Raw genomic sequence first — 18,634 nt, 5'->3', positions numbered from 1 at the left:
TACAGTTAATCTATAATGATAGAAAGGGCTCCTGATGGGGCCCTTTTTGATACTTCAATCTGACAGAGAATGATATGAAAGAATCCATTCAAAGTACTTTAGAGCAGTTAAAAGAGACTCTGCACTATCATGCCGTTCGCTATTACGTTGAGGATAGCCCAGAGATCCCTGACGCAGAATATGACCGATTAATGCAGCAACTGCTGAAGATTGAGCAAGAAAATCCAGATTTGGTCACAGTAGACTCACCAAGTCAACGTGTCGGCGGTGCGCCATTAGATGGCTTTACACAAGTGACACATGAAATTCCAATGCTCTCTTTAGACAACGCTTTCTCTGATGAAGATTTAGACGCATTTAACAAGCGTATGTCTGATCGTGCTCCATTGGCTGACTTAAGCACATTTTGTTGTGAACCCAAGCTGGATGGATTAGCGGTGAGTCTGCTTTATGAAAACGGCACGCTTGTTCAAGCTGCGACTCGAGGTGATGGCACAACCGGTGAGAGCATCACTGAAAATGTGCGTACTATCAGTTCAATTCCACTGAAGCTTCAAGGTCAAGGTTGGCCGACACGTATTGAAGTGCGTGGCGAAGTCTTCATGCCTAAGGCGGGTTTCGAAAAACTTAACGAACAAGCACTAAAGAAAGGCGAGAAAGTGTTTGTGAATCCGCGTAATGCGGCAGCTGGTAGCTTGCGTCAGTTAGACTCTCGTATTACGGCTAAGCGTCCATTAGCGTTTTATGCTTACAGTGTTGGCGTTGTTGAAGGTGCAGAGCTTTCAGGCAGTCATTACCAACGTTTTCTTCAGTTGAAGAGTTGGGGCTTGCCAATGTGTCCAGAGACCAAACAGCTAAGTTCATTGGGTGACGTTAAAGCGTACTACCAAGACATCATGAGTCGTCGGGATGCATTGGCCTATGAGATCGATGGCGTGGTGATCAAAGTTGACAATATCGCAGCGCAAGAGGTTCTAGGCTTTGTTGCTCGCGCTCCACGTTGGGCGATAGCGTATAAATTCCCAGCGCAGGAAGAGATCACCTTACTCAACGATGTCGAGTTCCAAGTTGGCCGAACGGGTGCCATTACACCGGTAGCGAAGTTAGAGCCGGTGTTTGTTGGTGGAGTAACGGTAAGTAATGCGACTCTACATAACGCAGATGAAATAGAACGTTTGGGCGTTATGGTTGGGGATAGCGTGATAATCCGTCGTGCGGGTGACGTTATCCCACAGATCGTTGCTGTGGTAATGGAGCGTCGCCCTAACACTGCAAAAGAGATAGTTTTCCCTGCAGCTTGTCCTGTATGTGGCTCTGATGTCGAACGTGTTGAAGGCGAAGCGGTAGCGCGTTGCACCGGAGGCCTAGTATGTCAGGCGCAACGTAAAGAAGCGCTCAAGCATTTTGTCTCGCGTAAAGCACTGGATGTTGATGGTTTAGGTGTGAAAGTGATTGAGCAATTGGTTGACCGTGAAATGGTTGAGACCCCTGCTGATCTGTTTAAGCTAAGTGCTGGTGTCTTAACAGTGCTGGACCGCATGGGGCCTAAATCCGCTCAGAACGTGGTGAATGCGCTGAACAAAGCCAAAGAAACGACACTCGCTCGCTTTTTATACTCTTTGGGCATTCGAGAAGTGGGTGAAGCGACAGCTATGAACCTTGCTCAGCACTTTAAGTCGCTCGATTTGGTTCAGGCTGCAACGCACGAACAACTTGTAGAAGTACAAGATATTGGTGATATTGTCGCGAGTCATATTACCAGCTTCTTCTCCCAAGAGAATAACCGTGAAGTGGTTGAGAAGCTACTAGAGCTTGGAGTAACTTGGCCTGCGATAGAAGCACCTGTAGAAGGGCAGTCACTACCACTTGAAGGCAAGACTGTGGTTTTGACCGGTTCTCTCTCTCAATTAGGGCGCAGCGAAGCGAAAGCCGCTCTGCAAGCACTAGGTGCAAAAGTAACGGGCAGTGTTTCCAAGAAAACAGATATCCTATTTGCTGGTGAAGCCGCGGGTTCTAAACTGACTAAGGCGCAAGATTTGGGCATCGAAATAAGAAATGAGCAAGACTTAATAGATCTTATTTCATAAATAAACCGCTCTAAAAAAAGCAAAAAGGCACTCCCATGTTGGAGTGCCTTTTTTTGTATGTGAGCATTAAGTCTCACTCTTTTTATTTTTGGAAAAATTTGTCGTTATATTAAGTCTAAATTTAGGACTGTGAGCTTGCTCAACAATAATGAAATACCGTTCTGTCACTCTTTTATTTGCGAGTGATATCACTATTTATAAAGTTGTTTTAATTTTAAGTTGTTGTTTTTATTTTGTTTTATTGGTCTTATTGAGATTGCTATAATATTTGTCGATCGGGATCACTAAGTCATAGATAAATTTGCACCAACTCATATTTTTTTAGATGAGAATTAAGTTCTCATTGATCTTTTTAGAGGCGAAGTTAGTCTTGTTGTCATGGATGCACGCAGTGTATACCCAGTAAGGAAAAGAGCCTCATGTGGTTAGAGGTTCTAAACAAGAAAAGGTATTTCTCTCTACGGCGGCCAACTTTAGGTGAGAAATAATCAAACAGCTATATCCATTTTTAGGAGTTTTATTCCATGGACAACAAAATTTTCAAACGCACTCTACTAGGCGCGGCAGTAGCAATGATTTCTACTGGCGCAATGGCTAAAGAAGTAGGTATCAACTCAGACTTCAACGTTGATGTTTACGGTGTTGCAGCCATCTCTCTTGTGAATTACAACACGACAGATAACAACGATTCTAGCTCAGGTTTCGTTGTAGAAAACGAATCTCGTATTGGCTTCCGTGCCCACAAAGAGATGTTTGAAGACGTAACGATTACGATGCAAATCGAATCAGGTTACGTAGATAGCACTGACTGGTCTCATGGCGGTGTTTCTGGTGGTGTTCTAGGTTTCCGTGATACTTTCATCGGTGCATCTGGTGACTGGGGTAACCTACGTGTTGGTCGTGTTCTTACTCCTCTATACGAAATTGTTGACTGGCCGTTTTCTAACCCAGGTCTAGGTTCTGTATTCGATTGGGGCGGTATCAATGGCCACTACGATCGTCAATCTAACCAAATCCGTTACGATTCTGCTAAGTTCGGTGGCTTCTCTTTTGCTGCGTCTGTTGGTCGTGATGACAATGACAATGGCGGTGGTGCTGCTACACGTGATGCAGAGTTTTTCGGTGCAAGTGCAAAATATGCTTTCGAAAAAGTAACATTAATGGGTGCAGTAGAATCTGGTACTCGTGTTGTTGAAGAAACAGGCGGTGACTGGGAGCTTGATGATACTGGTACTCCAGTACAAAACCCAGTAGTGCCTGGCTACAAAGATGATACATTTGCGTATATTGTAGGTTTTGAAGCGAGCTTACCGGCAGGCTTCGGGATCGCTGCTGCATATAAAGGCGAAGAGCTAGACAACGGTACACGTAAACAAACTCAAGACTCTTACTCAATTATTGGTCAATACTGGAATGGCCCAATCGGTTTCAAACTTGGCTACGCAGCTAACCTTGAGTCTGAATTAAACGGTAAAAAAGAAGCTAACACAGATAGCAACACTATTTCTGGTCAGCTGATGGCTGTACACAATGGCTTTGTACCTTACCTACGAATCGCAGGTCGTACTGTAGGTGATGCTGATACAGATATCGTAACTCGTATCGGTCTTGAATACGGCTTCTAAGATATTGTCTTAGTGAGATAAACGAACGCTGGTAAGTTGCTTTACCAGCGTTTTTACATAGTGAATATAAGGAATTAAGCATAATGAATAAAGTAAGTATCGCAGTATTGTCATTATTTTTGGGAGCTTGTAGTTCACTAGATTCTAAAAGCAACTTTGATAATTCTGTGGCAGAGATAACTCCTAAAAATGGATACATCCAGGTTACAGGTCAATCGTACTCTCCCGATAGCAAAGCAAACGTTGGAGCAGATATTTTAAAGTCTTCACTGTACTTTACTTACAACCACAAAGTGTCTAACGATGCGACGCCTGAATCACTAATAACAATGGATGTAAGTTACTTCCAAAGCTACAAAGAATATTCCACTGTTAATTTCAATGGTAAGTCACTAGATATTAACAGTACTCAAGTGTCACGAGAAAGTTGTAGCGAGCACTGCACTAGAACACAATACTTTACCTTTCCTCTGACAGAAAAAGACGTCCAACAAGCAAGACAAAGTGATCTTGAGTTTACCCTTGAAGGGCAAGGTGGAGTTTTAAGTACTACCTTCATCGTTCCTAAAGAATATATCGAGACTATTTACAATAGCGCTTCAGGCACTACTTTGGCCCCAGCTATTATGGTTTCTGCGCCAGCTGTTGTCGTTCAACCGGAACAACCTATTGCGAGTGTATCTAAACCTGTTGAAATGTCGACTTACTGGTTTGAAGAAGTGCCAGCGGCTAAGAAAAATGAGATTCTAAATTGGGCTGTTGAAAACCGTTCTTCTGCGGAGATTCAGTCATTAACTGGTTCAAAAGAAGCGGAAATGTTTAGTTATTGGTTTGAGAAAGCATCAATAGATGAGAGAAAAGCAATAATTAAACAGTTACTATAGAATTGAGAAAAAGGAGCCAGCGGCTCCTTTTTTTTAATCTAAAACCGTACCATTACTGTGTTTACAAATAACGATAGGCACGTAATCGACGTGACCATTTAATTCGCAATTAACCAGAGGCCCTGAAGCGGAATTTCCTGGGTTCTGAGCTGATACAGAAAAACTAAAAATTAAACTACATGCAAATGCTAAAAAATATTTCATAATGACACCTCACTTAAAATCTCTTCAAACAAGAGATACTCATTAGTATGTGAACTATTTCGCAAAGATCAAAAAATATAAAAATTTTTTATAAAAAATAACAATCGATAGTTTGGTTAAATTAATCAGTAACTTATTGAAATTACGTAACGTGAATTTGTTGAAACTTGTTCGTTTATTTAAAAAGTCAGTGAAACTGAGCATAATTCGCGAGCTTTATTTTCTCTTATTATCTTTGCTACGCATTAAGCGTATTTGAGTGTATGATTTGGACGTAATGTGATGGTTTATGAGTGAGGTTGGAAACCTTGTTCTGCTAATGATTTGAGTAATATCATGAATATAAGTGAAGTCGCCAAGCTAACGAATTTATCTACGAAATCGATTCGTCTCTATGAAGACAAAGGCGTGATTTCTGAGCCGATGCGCTCAGAAAATGGTTATCGAACCTACACTCAGAAGCAATTAAAAGAGTTAAGTGTGGTTGCTAAGGCAAGAAGCGCTGGTTTTTCTTTAGAAGAGTGTAAGGAGTTGGTTGCTTTAGCGGACAATCCTTGCCGAGAAAGCGCCGATGTTAAAGCAAAAGCTCAGAGCAAGCTTGATGAAGTGAATCGAAAAATTGCGGATTTGATGGCGATAAAGACAACATTAGAGGGTTGGGTTGAAAAGTGCCCGGGCGATACCAATAGTCATTGTCCGATCATTAATGATCTTGTCGATGAGTAATCGATCAGGCCATTAGCATAGTACGCAGTGTTAACGCATAACCTAGTGGCCTTGTGACTATTTGTTGACTGGTGCGATCGTGAGAACAATACCATCAACCGCTGTTACTACGACTTCGGAGCCTGCGGCGATGTCAGTCTCGGCAATGGCTGACCAAGTGGTGTCACCGAGTCGGATACGACATCGACCTTTCTGGATAGCGTCTTCCAATCGAGTGGTTTTTCCTATCAACTGCTTATCGCGCTGATTGAGTACTCGAGCTTTATCTGACTTACGATCACTTTTTAGTTGTCTGCGCCACCATAACCAAGTTGTGATTAGCGAAAAACTGGCGAACGAGAGCCATTGCATTTGCCAGCTCAGCGGTAAAATGCCAAGCAGTGCACCGACAATCATTGCTGAAATGCCAATCCAGAGAAAGTACCCTGCAGTGCCCAATAGCTCTAATCCAAGTAGCAGTAAGCCAAAAGCAAGCCAGTGCCAGTGGTTTACCTGATCCAATAGTTCAATCATCAGCTACTCCTTGTTATTTGTTCCTTTGTGAGAAAACATCTCTGCAATACCCGCAACTGAGCCCATTAGCCCCGATGCTTCTAGTGGCAGCATGATGATCTTACCATTTTCCGCTTGACCAATCGATTTAAGCGCATCGGTATAACCTTGAGCGATGAAGTAGTTTACTGCTTGCATGTCACCTTGAGCTATCGCTGTAGATACCATTTCCGTTGCTTTCGCTTCTGCTTCTGCAGCACGCTCGCGCGCCTCTGCTTGAAGGATAGCCGCTTGCTTTTCACCTTCTGCTTTTAAGATTTCTGACTGCTTGTGGCCTTCAGCCTTTAGGATCTCAGCTTGTCGCACACCTTCTGCTTCTAGGATGTCAGCACGTTTGTTACGCTCAGCTTTCATTTGTGCGTTCATTGCAGCGGTAAGGTCAGCGGGTGGTTGCACGTCTTTAATTTCGATACGAGTGACTTTGACGCCCCAAGGGTTGGTGGCTTCATCAACAATATTTAACAACTTGCTGTTGATCATGTCACGCTGGCTTAGCATCTCATCCAGTTCCATAGAGCCAAGGACAGTACGAATGTTGGTGAGCGTTAGATTGCGAATTGCGTGCTCAAGATCGTTAACCTCATAGGCCGCTCTTGCTGCATCGATCACCTGCACGAAACAGACTGCATCGATAACAACATTCGCGTTATCTTTAGAGATAACTTCTTGTGCTGGAATATCTAATACACGCTCCATCATGTTGATTTTTTGACCAATGCTATCAATAAACGGAATGATCAAATTCAAACCCGGTTTGAGGGTATGGGTGTAGCGACCGAAACGTTCAACGGTCCAGTTGTTCCCCTGAGGGACGGTTTTTATACCTGCGAAAATAAATAGAAGGGCAACAACGGTAAAACCGCCGATAGTAATTAGAGTATCAATAGCCATACAAAATCCTTGTTTAAACGAGTCTTCGATTTTACTTTAAAGATAGTGGCTTAATTTTGTACTCTGAGCAAATTTATAAATGAGAAATGGGCTATAAAATATTGATTTTATAGCCCATTTTTAATTTCTATTATCTCGGGAAGAGCGAGCTTATTGAGTGCTTACACAGTAGCTGAGACTAGTAGAGCAGCGAGTAGAGTTGTCGACGGTACTTGCTCGCATTGGCGTTGCCTTGTCCTAGTGCACTTAGAATATCCATGAAGCTTTTCTTCATGTCGCCGTCTAGTGCGTTTAGGTCTTTCACTAGAAATGACCACAGCAATTCAAGTGCCTCTTCACTTCGGTTGACTTGGTGATACTGCAGTGCGAGCTCCGCAGCGATTTTCGCATCGCTAGGATTGGCTTGCAGGTTTGCTTCTAATGCTTGGATCTCAGGGCTATCAGCAGCTTGCTTATGCAGTTCGAGTTTTGCCACTAAGCCTTTGAAATAGTTGTCTTGATACTCTAGTGGGATAGCAGCGAGTTGTGCTTCCGCCAACTCAAACTGTTGCGTTTCTAGAAAACACTCTGCAATGGCGAGTTTCACTTCACCTTTATTGGTGAGTTCTTCTGGTAGCTGCTGCATTGCAGTAAGCGCTTGTAGATGTTCTCCAGCTTGCATTTGCTCTAGAGCTTGACGAAGCGCTAATTCATCTTGGCTAGGAAGATGCTTGCTTAGCATGTCAACAATTGCTTCGATAGTTTGTGGACCACCTAGGCCGTCTACAGGCTGTCCATTAACGAATAAAGCAATGGTCGGTAGTGCTTGCACACCAAATTGGCTCGCAATTGCTTGTTCTTGCTCGCAGTTTAATAGTGCCAAGGTAAATGCACCATTGTACTGCTGGGTAAGCGTTTGAAGATCAGGGATGATCTGAGCGCTCTCTTGGCTCATCGGTGCCCAAAAATGGATCAGAACAGGAGTCTGCATTGAACCTTCTAATACCTGACGAAAGTTCTGTTCATTGAGTTCAACAATATGCGGCGATTGCATCAGCGTTCCTTGAGTTAAGTTGAGTGCTAACAGTGATATGGGGGCAGTTAATGTAACTTCAAGATTATACCAATCGTAGTAAATAATTGCTCACCCTAGCTTGTTAAAATGCTCGATAACTGCGTTAGAATTTTTGATTGTAGAATAACTACTTATCGAAAAATGCTGCCTTGTTCTCAAGCCTTTTTCCTGCGCTATTTTTGATCACTTACTTACTGTGATTGGTATTACAGTGAAGAGAGAGCAAGATAGGGGATTAGGCCATAAAAAAACGCTACGATTTCTGCGCCGATTGTTAGGGCGTGAAAGCATAGCGTCATTTACCAATTAGGTTGGAGGTGCAATCCCGGTTAGTACTCAAAACAGTAAAAACAGGGTGATGGCAACACTCACACCAACCCAGTTTAAGGTGTTAAGAGTCATGAATGTACCTTCAATTGATACACCAAGCAGGAGCGCTTGATGCTACGATGTGAATCATGACATCTTATTGTTACGAACAAATTACATCGTTACACGATTTTTGCGATTTATTCGATTATTTGTTGTTAGGCTGCTTTACGTAAAATCGGATCCAGCCAACGGTTGGGTAGTAGGCGTTTTAGGATCGCAAAGATCTTTGTTGGCGTTGTCACTCGATAACGCAATCTAGGCTTTTCGGCGGTGAGTGCATGATAGACGGGCTCAATACAGCTTTCTGGAGGAAGTACGAAACGGTTGCCGGAGGCTTCGTTTTCTAGTCGCTGTTGTTGCTGTTGATAGTATTGATAGTGGACACTGCTGGTTGGATCAATCCAACGATTGAATGCGGTCAGAGCGTTGCGTCGAAACTCTGTTTCAATCGGCCCTGGTTGAAGTAAGCAAATGTGGATACCGCTGCCATGCAGTTCAAGTCTGAGAGTATCTGTCCACCCTTCGATGGCAAATTTAGAGGCGTTGTAAGCGCCGCGATATTTCATCGCTGCGAAACCAAGCACTGAGCTGTTTTGAATGATTCGTCCTTCGCCACGTTCACGCATACTCGGAAGCACTAACCGAATCAGATGATGCCAGCCGAAAAAATTGGTTTGGAATTGGTCGCGTAACCCTTGCGTTGGTAGATCTTCTAACGCGCCCGGTTGACCATAAGCGCCATTATTAAATACCGCATAAAGGCCATTTGGAGCTAATGTAAATGCTTGTTCTACACCTCGTTCAATACTCTGCTCATTATTGAGGTCGAGTTGAACGCAATCTAACCCTTCTTGTCGGAGTTTCTTCACATCGTGCTCGTTGCGGCACGACGCAATCACATGAAAGCCTCGTTGTTTGAGAGCATGAGCACAGGTGTAACCAATGCCGGTTGAGCATCCAGTAATCAATATTGATTTCGTCACGGGGGTTCCTTTCCTAGGGGCTGTTACCTTTCCCTAGGTTAAAGGAATTAGTCTCGATGTTGTAACAAGTTTTTCAATGCCGGTTCAATTCTTGAGTAACTGAATATAAAGCCCGTTTCTGTCAGTTTCTTTGGTTTAGCGCGAATGCTATCAAATAGTAGACAGGAGGATTCACCCATCATCAGCGACATCGCCCATTTGGGCGTGAACAGTATATGGGGACGCCCAAGCTGTTTGGCTAAGGTGCGACTGAACTGTTTATTGGTCGCAGGGTGAGGGGCGCACATATTGAACTCCCCTTGCGCATGGGGAGTATTGAGTAGGTGATTGATTGCTCGGATCATATCGAGGAGGTGGATCCATGGCATGTACTGATCACCTGAACCTAGTGGTCCACCCAAGCCTAGCTTATAGGGTAAAAGCATCTTTCTTAGTGCGCCGCCATGCTCTCCTAAGACAATGCCAGTTCTAAGCAGCACGACTCTGGTGTTTTCGGATTGTGCTCGTTTAGCTATCTCTTCCCAGTGTGCACAAACTTTATGCGCAAAGCTCTCGTCTGAAACGTGCAGCGCTTCATCAAAAGGGTGAGCTTGTTGATCACCATAGTAACCGACGGCGGAGCCGCTAATAAACACGCTTGGTGGGTTAGTGCTTGCGTGAATCAGCTCAACGATTTTCTCGGTAATGTGCCAGCGGCTTTGACAGATACGTTCTTTCTGTTTTGCGCTCCAACGCTTATCGGCGATAGGCTCACCCGCTAAATTGATAACAGCGTCAAAGCGGTTGAGATCAGAAAGGTCATCCAACGATTTGATGTAGTGAAGATTGTTTTGATTGAGGTGGTTAAGTGTCATCTTCGCTTTTGACGGATCCCGTGTCAGTAGTGTTACTTCATCTGTTTGCCAGCTTTTGATTAATTCTGAGCCAATAAACCCAGTGCCACCCGTCAATAGAATCTTCATACCTACCTCCTCTTAATTTGTTAATTATAGACCCGGCTTGTTTCAGTCTGCCAACCATTACGCAGAAAACTATATAACGATCATAAGGTTTCATTCATGTGATAACGCGTTCACTCTGGTTAGTGGTTGTGCTCACAGTTTAGCGAAAATGTTTCAATATGTTACTGAGTGCTCAATCAGAGTCACATAACAGCGAAGGATAATTTGTCATGCTTATTTGAGAAGTGACACTCACTGTGTGGTTAATTTGCCCGCACTAACTCGATAGCTAAGGAGATTTGATGACAGCGATACTTGCTTTGATGAAAGCCATGCTCGGTAGCCTAAGAGATTTGCTGCCTATTGTCGTTGTTATCGCGTTTTTTCAGCTGGTGGTACTGCAAGAGCCACTGCCAAACCTATTTTCAATCTTAAGTGGTCTGTTGCTCGTTGTACTGGGGTTGACCTTTTTTATCTTTGGGCTGGAAATGGGACTTTTCCCCATAGGTGAGTCGATGGCGCAGGCTTTTGCTCGTAAAGGTAGCGTCATGTGGCTATTGATCTTTGCGTTCTGTTTAGGCTTTGGTACAACCATAGCTGAACCGGCACTGACCGCCGTCGCCGATGAAGCCGCAGAAGTCGCCGCAGAAGGTGGTGTGATTCCTAACTCTGAGCAAGAGATGGAAGAGTACGCTAACGGCCTTCGTGTCACAGTAGCGCTCTCTGTTGGGTTAGCGATAGTGCTTGGCGTGCTGCGTATCCTTAAAGGTTGGCCGATTCATTTCATGATCATTGGCGGCTATGTGGGTGTTGTTATTCTGACGGCATTTGCTCCAGAAAACATTATCGGTATTGCTTATGACTCGGGTGGGGTAACGACATCGACCATTACTGTTCCTCTTGTCACCGCTTTAGGGGTTGGACTGGCTTCGTCAATAAAGGGCCGCAACCCTATGATTGATGGCTTTGGTTTGATTGCCTTTGCTTCCTTATTGCCAATGATGTTTGTGATGGTATACGGGATGGTGATTGCATGATGAGCCTGAATCTATTTTTCGATACCTTTTTAGGCACAGTGACAGATGTGATCCCGATTGCTGCCATCATTTTTGGCTTCCAACTGGCCGTTCTTCGTAAGCCTGTTACTAATCTGATGAGAGTCATTCTTGGTTTTTTCTACGTCATACTGGGTTTAACTCTCTTCTTGATGGGGCTAGAACTCGCTCTGTTTCCATTGGGGGAGACGATGGCGATGCAGCTGACGGCTCCAGATTTTTTGAGTAACTTTAAATTCAGTCATGGTCATCAGCTTGGCTGGTTCGACTATTATTGGGTCTATCTGTTCGCTTTCTTTATCGGCTTTAGTACCACGATTGCCGAGCCTTCACTTATCGCCGTTGCTCTCAAGGCGAATCAGGTTTCGGGTGGCAGCATTAGCGTTAATGGATTACGAATTGCTGTCGCGCTAGGGGTCGCTATTGGTATCTCTTTAGGGAGCTATCGGATTGTCGCGGGCGACCCTATTCATTACTACATTATTTGTGGTTATGTGGTGGTGGTCGTTCAGACATTTTACGCCCCGAAATTGATCATACCCTTGGCATACGATTCAGGCGGAGTGACGACATCGACGGTTACGGTGCCTTTGGTCACTGCATTAGGGCTCGGTCTGGCTTCGACAGTCCCTGGTCGAAACCCAGTTATTGATGGTTTTGGCTTGATCGCCTTTGCCAGCCTCTTTCCCATTATTTCTGTCATGAGTTACGCACAAGTCACTCAATGGCTCAATCAGTTACAGCGGCCAGAACCACAGAAAGCTCAGCCACAAGACGTTCAATCACAAGAATATAAGGAGCAGTAGATGCGTTTCAAACTCATTCTAGCTTTTGTTGAAGACAGCAAAACGGACATCGTTCTTGATGCGGCGCGCGGTGCTGGGGCAACAGGCGCAACAGTGATCAGCAACGCTCGTGGAGAAGGCCTTAATCAAAAGCGGACATTTTTTGGGTTAACGTTAGAGGTTCAAAAGGATGTCCTCTTGTTTGTTGTCGAGGAGCACCTATCCCGCCATATTCTAGAAACCATCAGTGAGGTGGGGGAATTCGATCAAGAGTCGGGACAAGGGATTGCAGTACAAATCGACGTCGAAGATGCCGTCGGTGTCGCACACCAAGTTGAAACATTAACCAAGGTTGTTGAGGAGAAACTATGAGCAAACAACAAACCATGTGCGTCGCGGACGTGATGGCGAATACTTACATTATTGTGGATGGATTGATCACCGTTGATGAGGCAATCAGGTTGGCTAGGCAACATCAAGTCAAGGCACTTATCGTTGATAAACGTCATGATGGTGATGAGTACGGTATTGTGTTGATGAATGATATTGCTAAACAGGTTTTGGCGAAAAATAGGGCTCCACAACGGACTAACATCTATGAAATTATGACCAAGCCAGCATTGAGTGTCTCAGCGGACATGAACGTTAAGTACTGCGCTCGGTTGTTTGAACGTTTCGGTGTGAGTAGAGCGCCGGTGATTCAAGAGGGAAAGATTATCGGCATGGTCAGTTACAATAATATTGTGATAAATGGTATGGCAAAGGATGACGTAAAGTGAGTGTAACCGTACAATAGGCCCATAGTTTTTATGGAGATGTACGCGTGAAATTATTTTTTGCTTCAGACTTACATGGATCGCTACCTGCGACTGAAAAAGTGCTAGAGCTATACAAGGCATCCGGAGCTCAGTATTTGGTGCTGCTGGGTGATACTCTAAATCATGGGCCAAGAAATCCGGTCCCTGAAGGTTACAACCCTCCAGTTGTAGCGGATAAATTGAATGAGTTTGCTTCGCAGATTATTGCGGTTAGAGGTAACTGTGATAGCGAAGTGGATCAGATGCTGCTTTCGTTCCCTATGATGATGGATTCTTCATGGGTACTGTTGCCGACGGGACAGCGCATATTTTTGACTCATGGCCATCTATATAACACCAATAAGCGCCCACCATTGAACCCAGGTGACGTGATTGCTCACGGTCATACTCATATTCCAGTTGCAGAGTATCAAGATGAAATTTTTATCTTTAATCCAAGCTCTGTCACCTTTCCTCGCGATGGTTACCCGGCCAGTTATGGTCTCTATGAAGATGGACTGTTTTCAGTCGTGAGTTTTGATGGGGAAGTTTTGAAGAGCGGTGCTCTATAACAGAAACCGCTCTTAAACTACTTTACAAACCTGTTTGAAACATAGGGTCTGAGTTTATTTTGAATCGACGTGGCCCAAATCGCGCTCTGGAGCAATAATATTACGAACTCTCTGTTTGAGTATTTTTGCTTCAGGGAACCCACCTTCGGCTTTTCTTTCCCAAATTTGTACTCCGTTACAAAAAATCTCGAATCGACCTCCCGTGTCTGGACAGAGTGTGACAGCACTAAGCTCTTCACTAAAAGTGTGCAGAAGCTCTTGAGATAACCAGCTAGCGCGTAACATCCAATTGCACTGGCGACAGTAATAAATAGTGACCGTTGGTCTATCAGCAGCTTGATTAAGAGTGGGTTGCTCCATGTCGTATTCTCTCATCGTATAAGTTGGTATTATGAGTTATTGACAACAAAAAAGGGGCATCATGCCCCTTTTCTATCGCAAATATTGAGTGACTTAGTTAGAAAACAATACTGTAGAACCGTGATTCAAGCTAGTTAGCAGCAGTGCCTTTGGGTTTACGATATCGATTCTTCTGCTTTGTTCCGCGTCCATTTTGATTACTTGAGTGATCAAATCCAACTGTTGTTGGGAGAAGTCTTGGGTCTGTGCTGACGTCACGTCTTTAAACTCCGTAGGTGACACTAACAAATAGTTGTCGTTGATGTCCCACTGACCCGTCTCTGAAATGTTGATCACATTGGCTGGTGCAGTTTCTGTTCCGTAAAGCCTAACAATCGACATTCTCAGATAAGTGCCATTTGGCAGGTACTTGGCATTTGAAGATAACTCTACCTTACGCAGTGGTCCAATTGTGTCTTCTTGCTTACTTTCTGTAATTAGCGTGACCATCTTTGACTGCCATTCATGTGCTGTTAGTAGGCGCGCAACCTTGGCATCGCTGCCCCAGTATAGCCAGCCGCTGAACAGTGCAGAAGCGACGAGTAACGCGAGTGAGATTTTTAATTTCATATTACTGGCCACCCTTACAAATTTCACTTAGGTCGGTTTGGTTAGCGTATAGCCTCAATGTGATGTTCTCACTTGAGTACTCTTGTGCATGGATGTAGTTGAGTGCCAAGTTATTAGTTTGGCCGCCAGTCGCAATAATTTGTGTTGGCTTAAGTTGCCCATCATGCTCAGCAATGTAGTGTGTGACACACTTTTCAATTGCAGGAATCCAGCCTGATAAATCAGGGTGATTCTTCGGAGATAGGATTTGGACGCCATCCACTTCCGCTAACGTTCTGAACTCAGACTCGGCAGGGTTCGTGAAAGTCACAACCAATATAGGTATTAAAATCGCCAGCAAACCAATAGCGCGATATAGCCATTTGTTTTCTTGAGGTGATGTAGTGCCAGTGCTCTGGCTCGAAAGCTCAGGCTTCGCCACTGGTGTTGGAGATACCACTGGCTCAAAAGTTGAGGTTTCAATACTTTCCTCAGTGGTAACTGGTGCTGAGTTTACCGCTTCTAGAGTCACCTCTTGTTTTTCAATTGAAGTGGTTTGATCGCTTGATGAAAATGGTGCTGAACGCTCAACCGTTGCAATAAACTGATAACCGCGCTTTGGCACGGTCTTAACGAACTCGGGAGATTTAGTTGAGTCTTTAAGCATTTTACGTAACGTAGAGATCGCTTGCGTTAAGCTTGAGTCATCGACTTCAAAGCCTTGGTCTCGCCATACGTATTCATGCAGTTCATTTCGGGTAATCACTTCATTCGGCCTTTCTGAAAGCATGAGGAGAATGCGGCTTTCATTACTGCCTAAACGGACGATTTCACCTTCGTTGGCCTGATCAACAAGGGAGTTACTATTAGGGTCAAATACAAATCGCTGCGCGAGAATAAACTTTGTGCCGATATTGCTCATTGAACTCTTCTATGTTTTTAATTGTTTTTGGATGCGAAATAGACAAATTGCGAAGGAATTCAGCTTCAATTCCATCTAAATCATGATTCTTTTATGTTCTTTTATATTTATGAGCCTTAGCATAATAAAAACAGATAAAAAAAACAGTGTTTTTATGATTTTTGACCTTGAATTTACAATTGTCATCCTCATGTTATTGAACATACTAGGGGGGAGAAACAGAACATCCTTCCGATTTTGACGTTTCAAGTATAGATGTTTTGGAGTAAAAATGAGCGAAACAGCAACGCAAAATAAAGAGACTCATGGCTTTCAATCAGAAGTTAAGCAGTTGCTTCACTTGATGATTCACTCACTATATTCAAATAAAGAGATCTTCCTTCGTGAATTGATCTCAAATGCATCTGACGCTGCTGATAAGCTGCGTTTCCAAGCATTATCAAACGGTGATTTATACCAAGGTGACGCTGACCTTGGCGTTAAACTCTCTTTTGACGCCGACGCAAACACCCTAACCATTTCAGACAATGGTATCGGTATGAGTCGTGATGATGTGATCGAGCACTTAGGTACGATCGCAAAATCGGGCACGGCTGACTTCTTCTCTAAGCTCTCTGAAGACCAAAGCAAAGATTCTCAACTGATTGGTCAATTCGGTGTTGGCTTTTACTCGGCATTCATTGTTGCGGACGCAGTAACTGTCCGTACTCGCGCTGCTGGTCTAGCAAGCGACGAAGCGGTTCAATGGCACTCTGCTGGTGAAGGTGAGTACACGATTGAGACGATTTCAAAAGAGTCTCGTGGTACTGACATCATTCTTCACATGCGTGACGAAGGTAAAGAGTTCCTGAACGAGTGGCGTCTGCGCGATGTTATCAGTAAATACTCAGACCACATTGGCATTCCAGTTTCTATTCTTACGGCAGTAAAAGATGACGAAGGGAAAGACACCGAAGAGAAGAAATGGGAGCAAATCAACAAAGCTCAAGCTCTTTGGACTCGCAACAAGTCTGACATTACTAAAGAAGAGTACCAAGAATTCTACAAGCACGTTTCTCACGACTTTGCAGACGCTCTGACTTGGAGCCACAACAAAGTTGAAGGTAAGAACGACTACACAAGCTTGCTTTACATCCCGTCTAAAGCTCCTTGGGATATGATGAACCGCGACCATAAGAGTGGCTTAAAGCTATACGTACAGCGTGTGTTCATCATGGATGATGCAGAACAGTTCATGCCATCTTACATGCGTTTTGTACGCGGCTTGATTGATTCGAATGATCTACCTTTGAATGTCTCTCGTGAAATTCTGCAAGACAATAAGGTGACTCAATCGCTACGTGGCGCATGTACGAAGCGCGTACTGACGATGCTAGAGCGTATGGCGAACAACGATAACGACAAGTACCTAGAGTTCTGGAAAGAGTTTGGCTTAGTGATGAAGGAAGGCCCAGCAGAAGATATGGCAAACAAAGAGAAGATTGCCGGTCTACTGCGTTTTGCTTCAACGGAAGTGGACTCTTCTGAACAGACAATCAGCCTTGCTTCTTACGTAGAGCGCATGAAAGAAGGTCAAGATAAGATCTACTACTTGACAGCAGACAGCTACACAGCCGCTAAAAACAGTCCTCACCTAGAGCAATTTAGAGCGAAAGGGATTGAGGTTGTATTGATGTTTGATCGTATCGACGAATTCTTGATGAACTACTTAACTGAGTTTGATGGTAAGCAGTTCCAATCTATTACTAAAGCTGGCCTAGATTTAAGTCAGTTTGAAGGTGAAGAAGAGAAAGAGAAGCAGAAAGAGACAGAAGAGGAATTCAAGTCTGTTATTGAACGCACTCAGTCTTACCTAGGTGATCGTGTTAAAGAGGTTCGTACAACATTCAAGCTGGCAAACACACCTGCAGTTGTTGTTACCGATGATTTCGAGATGGGTACGCAAATGGCGAAGCTTCTTGAAGCTGCTGGTCAGGCGGCACCTGAAGTGAAATACATCTTTGAGATTAACCCAGAACATGCACTTGTTAAGCAAATGGCCGACGAAGCGGACGAACAAGCGTTTGGTCGCTGGGTTGAACTTCTATTAGGTCAAGCTATGTTGGCCGAGAAAGGTTCAATGGAAGATCCATCACAGTTCTTGGGTGCAATCAATGAACTGCTGTCGAAACGCTAAGCTTTCGACTTTGGGCTAAAAGCCTAATTTCTTTAAAAAGCTCGCAAATGCGGGCTTTTTTTATGAATGTCGTTGAACTTCTGCAATTTGGTTGAAAAATGGCAAGGAGTGCAGCACTGTTCTTCAACCTTACATTCTTTAGTCTTAAATTCAGCCACAATGAATATTAATGTGGTAGAATGCTCGACCTAATCGGGTAGCAATCGTTAAATTGGTCTCTACCTGTATGATTTTTAAACGTTATACCGAAACTTACCGTTGTGCTTATTTTTGCAGTTTTCGAACTCTATTCGTCAAATGCGGAATCAATCAAATAGTGAGCTTCGGTATAAATCATAATTTTATAAGAGGATTAAACATGCGCATCATTCTTCTAGGTGCTCCTGGCGCGGGTAAAGGCACTCAAGCAAACTTCATCATGAACAAATTTGGTATTCCTCAAATTTCAACTGGTGACATGCTACGTGCTGCTATCAAAGCGGGTACTGAGCTTGGTAAGCAAGCTAAATCAGTAATCGACGCTGGTCAGCTAGTTTCTGATGAAATTATCCTTGGTCTAATCAAAGAGCGTATCGCTCAAGATGACTGCGAAAAAGGTTTCCTACTTGACGGTTTTCCACGCACAATCCCACAAGCTGATGGCCTAAAAGAGATGGGTATCGCTGTAGATTACGTTATTGAATTTGACGTAGCTGATGACGTGATTGTTGAGCGTATGGCTGGTCGTCGTGCTCACCTTCCTTCTGGCCGTACATATCACGTTGTGTACAACCCGCCTAAAGAAGAAGGTAAAGATGACGTAACTGGTGAAGAGCTAGTTGTACGTGATGACGACAAAGAAGAAACAGTTCGTGCTCGTCTAGGTGTTTACCATGAGCAAACAGCACCACTTATCGCTTACTACGGTAAAGAAGCTGAAGCGGGTAACACTAAGTACCTTAAATTCGACGGTACTAAGCAAGTTGCTGAAGTTAGTGCAGAACTTGAGAAAGCACTAGCATAATTGGCTAACAGCCAGTTTTATAATTTGATATATTGGAAGCGACCGGTTAGGTCGCTT

19 protein-coding genes are annotated in these 18,634 nt (G+C 43.8%); 11 read left to right on the top strand and 8 right to left on the bottom strand.

The window, feature by feature from the left end; all coding sequences use genetic code 11:
• Window positions 1–74: 74 nt before the first annotated feature.
• The 4 genes from ligA to cueR all read left to right on the top strand — a co-directional run bounded on the left by ligA (window position 75) and on the right by cueR (window position 5,526).
• A complete protein-coding gene (gene ligA / locus AC6I7V_RS09995) occupies window positions 75–2,087 on the top strand; it encodes an NAD-dependent DNA ligase LigA (RefSeq protein WP_498010805.1) in 2,013 nt (670 codons plus the stop codon).
• A 524-nt stretch (window positions 2,088–2,611) separates the two neighbouring features.
• The gene (gene chiP / locus AC6I7V_RS09990) at window positions 2,612–3,712 is read left to right on the top strand and encodes a chitoporin (RefSeq protein ID WP_255230161.1); all 1,101 of its coding nucleotides are present in this window, start codon (window positions 2,612–2,614) and stop codon (window positions 3,710–3,712) included.
• An 83-nt stretch (window positions 3,713–3,795) separates the two neighbouring features.
• The gene (locus AC6I7V_RS09985; protein ID WP_255230162.1) at window positions 3,796–4,596 is read left to right on the top strand and encodes a DUF2057 domain-containing protein; all 801 of its coding nucleotides are present in this window, start codon (window positions 3,796–3,798) and stop codon (window positions 4,594–4,596) included.
• 540 nt (window positions 4,597–5,136) lie between these two features.
• Entirely contained in the window at window positions 5,137–5,526 is a 390-nt protein-coding gene (gene cueR / locus AC6I7V_RS09980; RefSeq protein WP_255230163.1) for a Cu(I)-responsive transcriptional regulator, read from the top strand.
• Between the two features lie 57 nt (window positions 5,527–5,583).
• Here cueR and AC6I7V_RS09975 read toward each other — a convergent pair whose 3' ends face one another.
• From AC6I7V_RS09975 to AC6I7V_RS09955, 5 genes are all read right to left on the bottom strand, one after another.
• Window positions 5,584–6,039, bottom strand: coding sequence for an NfeD family protein (locus AC6I7V_RS09975; protein WP_498010804.1), 456 nt, complete (start codon window positions 6,037–6,039; stop codon window positions 5,584–5,586).
• A gap of 3 nt (window positions 6,040–6,042) precedes the next feature.
• Window positions 6,043–6,969 carry an SPFH domain-containing protein gene (locus tag AC6I7V_RS09970; protein WP_498010803.1) on the bottom strand — a complete coding sequence of 309 codons (927 nt, stop codon included), beginning with the start codon at window positions 6,967–6,969 and terminating at the stop codon, window positions 6,043–6,045.
• Between the two features lie 178 nt (window positions 6,970–7,147).
• Entirely contained in the window at window positions 7,148–8,002 is an 855-nt protein-coding gene (locus AC6I7V_RS09965) for a tetratricopeptide repeat protein (protein ID WP_498010802.1), read from the bottom strand.
• A gap of 548 nt (window positions 8,003–8,550) precedes the next feature.
• A complete protein-coding gene (locus AC6I7V_RS09960; protein ID WP_498010801.1) occupies window positions 8,551–9,378 on the bottom strand; it encodes an SDR family oxidoreductase in 828 nt (275 codons plus the stop codon).
• 47 nt (window positions 9,379–9,425) lie between these two features.
• On the bottom strand, window positions 9,426–10,340 hold the full coding sequence (locus AC6I7V_RS09955; RefSeq protein ID WP_261881919.1) for a TIGR01777 family oxidoreductase: 915 nt from the start codon (window positions 10,338–10,340) through the stop codon (window positions 9,426–9,428).
• Window positions 10,341–10,621: 281 nt separating this feature from the next.
• Between AC6I7V_RS09955 and AC6I7V_RS09950 the strand changes: the two genes are divergently transcribed.
• From AC6I7V_RS09950 to yfcE, 5 genes are read left to right on the top strand one after another with little or no spacing between them, the layout of a single operon-like run.
• A complete protein-coding gene (locus tag AC6I7V_RS09950) occupies window positions 10,622–11,356 on the top strand; it encodes a DUF1538 domain-containing protein (protein WP_255230168.1) in 735 nt (244 codons plus the stop codon).
• The gene (locus AC6I7V_RS09945; RefSeq protein ID WP_498010800.1) at window positions 11,353–12,180 is read left to right on the top strand and encodes a DUF1538 domain-containing protein; all 828 of its coding nucleotides are present in this window, start codon (window positions 11,353–11,355) and stop codon (window positions 12,178–12,180) included. Before AC6I7V_RS09950 ends, AC6I7V_RS09945 begins: the two co-directional genes overlap by 4 nt.
• Window positions 12,181–12,531: a P-II family nitrogen regulator gene (locus tag AC6I7V_RS09940; RefSeq protein ID WP_255230170.1), complete on the top strand. Its 351-nt coding sequence runs from the start codon at window positions 12,181–12,183 to the stop codon at window positions 12,529–12,531. It begins immediately after the preceding gene.
• Window positions 12,528–12,938 (top strand): CBS domain-containing protein, encoded by a 411-nt coding sequence (locus tag AC6I7V_RS09935; RefSeq protein ID WP_255230171.1) that lies wholly within the window; start codon window positions 12,528–12,530, stop codon window positions 12,936–12,938. Before AC6I7V_RS09940 ends, AC6I7V_RS09935 begins: the two co-directional genes overlap by 4 nt.
• Before the next feature lie 44 nt (window positions 12,939–12,982).
• Window positions 12,983–13,528: a phosphodiesterase gene (gene yfcE, locus AC6I7V_RS09930; RefSeq protein WP_498010799.1), complete on the top strand. Its 546-nt coding sequence runs from the start codon at window positions 12,983–12,985 to the stop codon at window positions 13,526–13,528.
• A gap of 54 nt (window positions 13,529–13,582) precedes the next feature.
• Here the strand turns inward: yfcE and AC6I7V_RS09925 are convergent, their stop codons facing one another.
• From AC6I7V_RS09925 to AC6I7V_RS09915, 3 genes are all read right to left on the bottom strand, one after another.
• Window positions 13,583–13,888 (bottom strand): Rdx family protein, encoded by a 306-nt coding sequence (locus AC6I7V_RS09925; protein ID WP_255230173.1) that lies wholly within the window; start codon window positions 13,886–13,888, stop codon window positions 13,583–13,585.
• Between the two features lie 93 nt (window positions 13,889–13,981).
• Window positions 13,982–14,497, bottom strand: a complete 516-nt coding sequence (locus tag AC6I7V_RS09920; RefSeq protein ID WP_255230174.1) for a regulatory protein ToxS — start codon at window positions 14,495–14,497, stop codon at window positions 13,982–13,984.
• Between the two features lies 1 nt (window position 14,498).
• Window positions 14,499–15,398 carry a winged helix-turn-helix domain-containing protein gene (locus tag AC6I7V_RS09915; RefSeq protein ID WP_498010798.1) on the bottom strand — a complete coding sequence of 300 codons (900 nt, stop codon included), beginning with the start codon at window positions 15,396–15,398 and terminating at the stop codon, window positions 14,499–14,501.
• A gap of 271 nt (window positions 15,399–15,669) precedes the next feature.
• Between AC6I7V_RS09915 and htpG the strand changes: the two genes are divergently transcribed.
• Window positions 15,670–17,574: a molecular chaperone HtpG gene (gene htpG / locus AC6I7V_RS09910; protein WP_498010797.1), complete on the top strand. Its 1,905-nt coding sequence runs from the start codon at window positions 15,670–15,672 to the stop codon at window positions 17,572–17,574.
• Between the two features lie 358 nt (window positions 17,575–17,932).
• Entirely contained in the window at window positions 17,933–18,577 is a 645-nt protein-coding gene (gene adk / locus AC6I7V_RS09905; protein ID WP_255230177.1) for an adenylate kinase, read from the top strand.
• The last annotated feature ends 57 nt before the right edge of the window (window positions 18,578–18,634 follow it).

This window comes from Vibrio sp. KUL70 (assembly GCF_059725515.1).
Note: the sequence above shows the minus strand (reverse complement) of the source record. Positions and strands in the feature narration are given on the sequence as shown.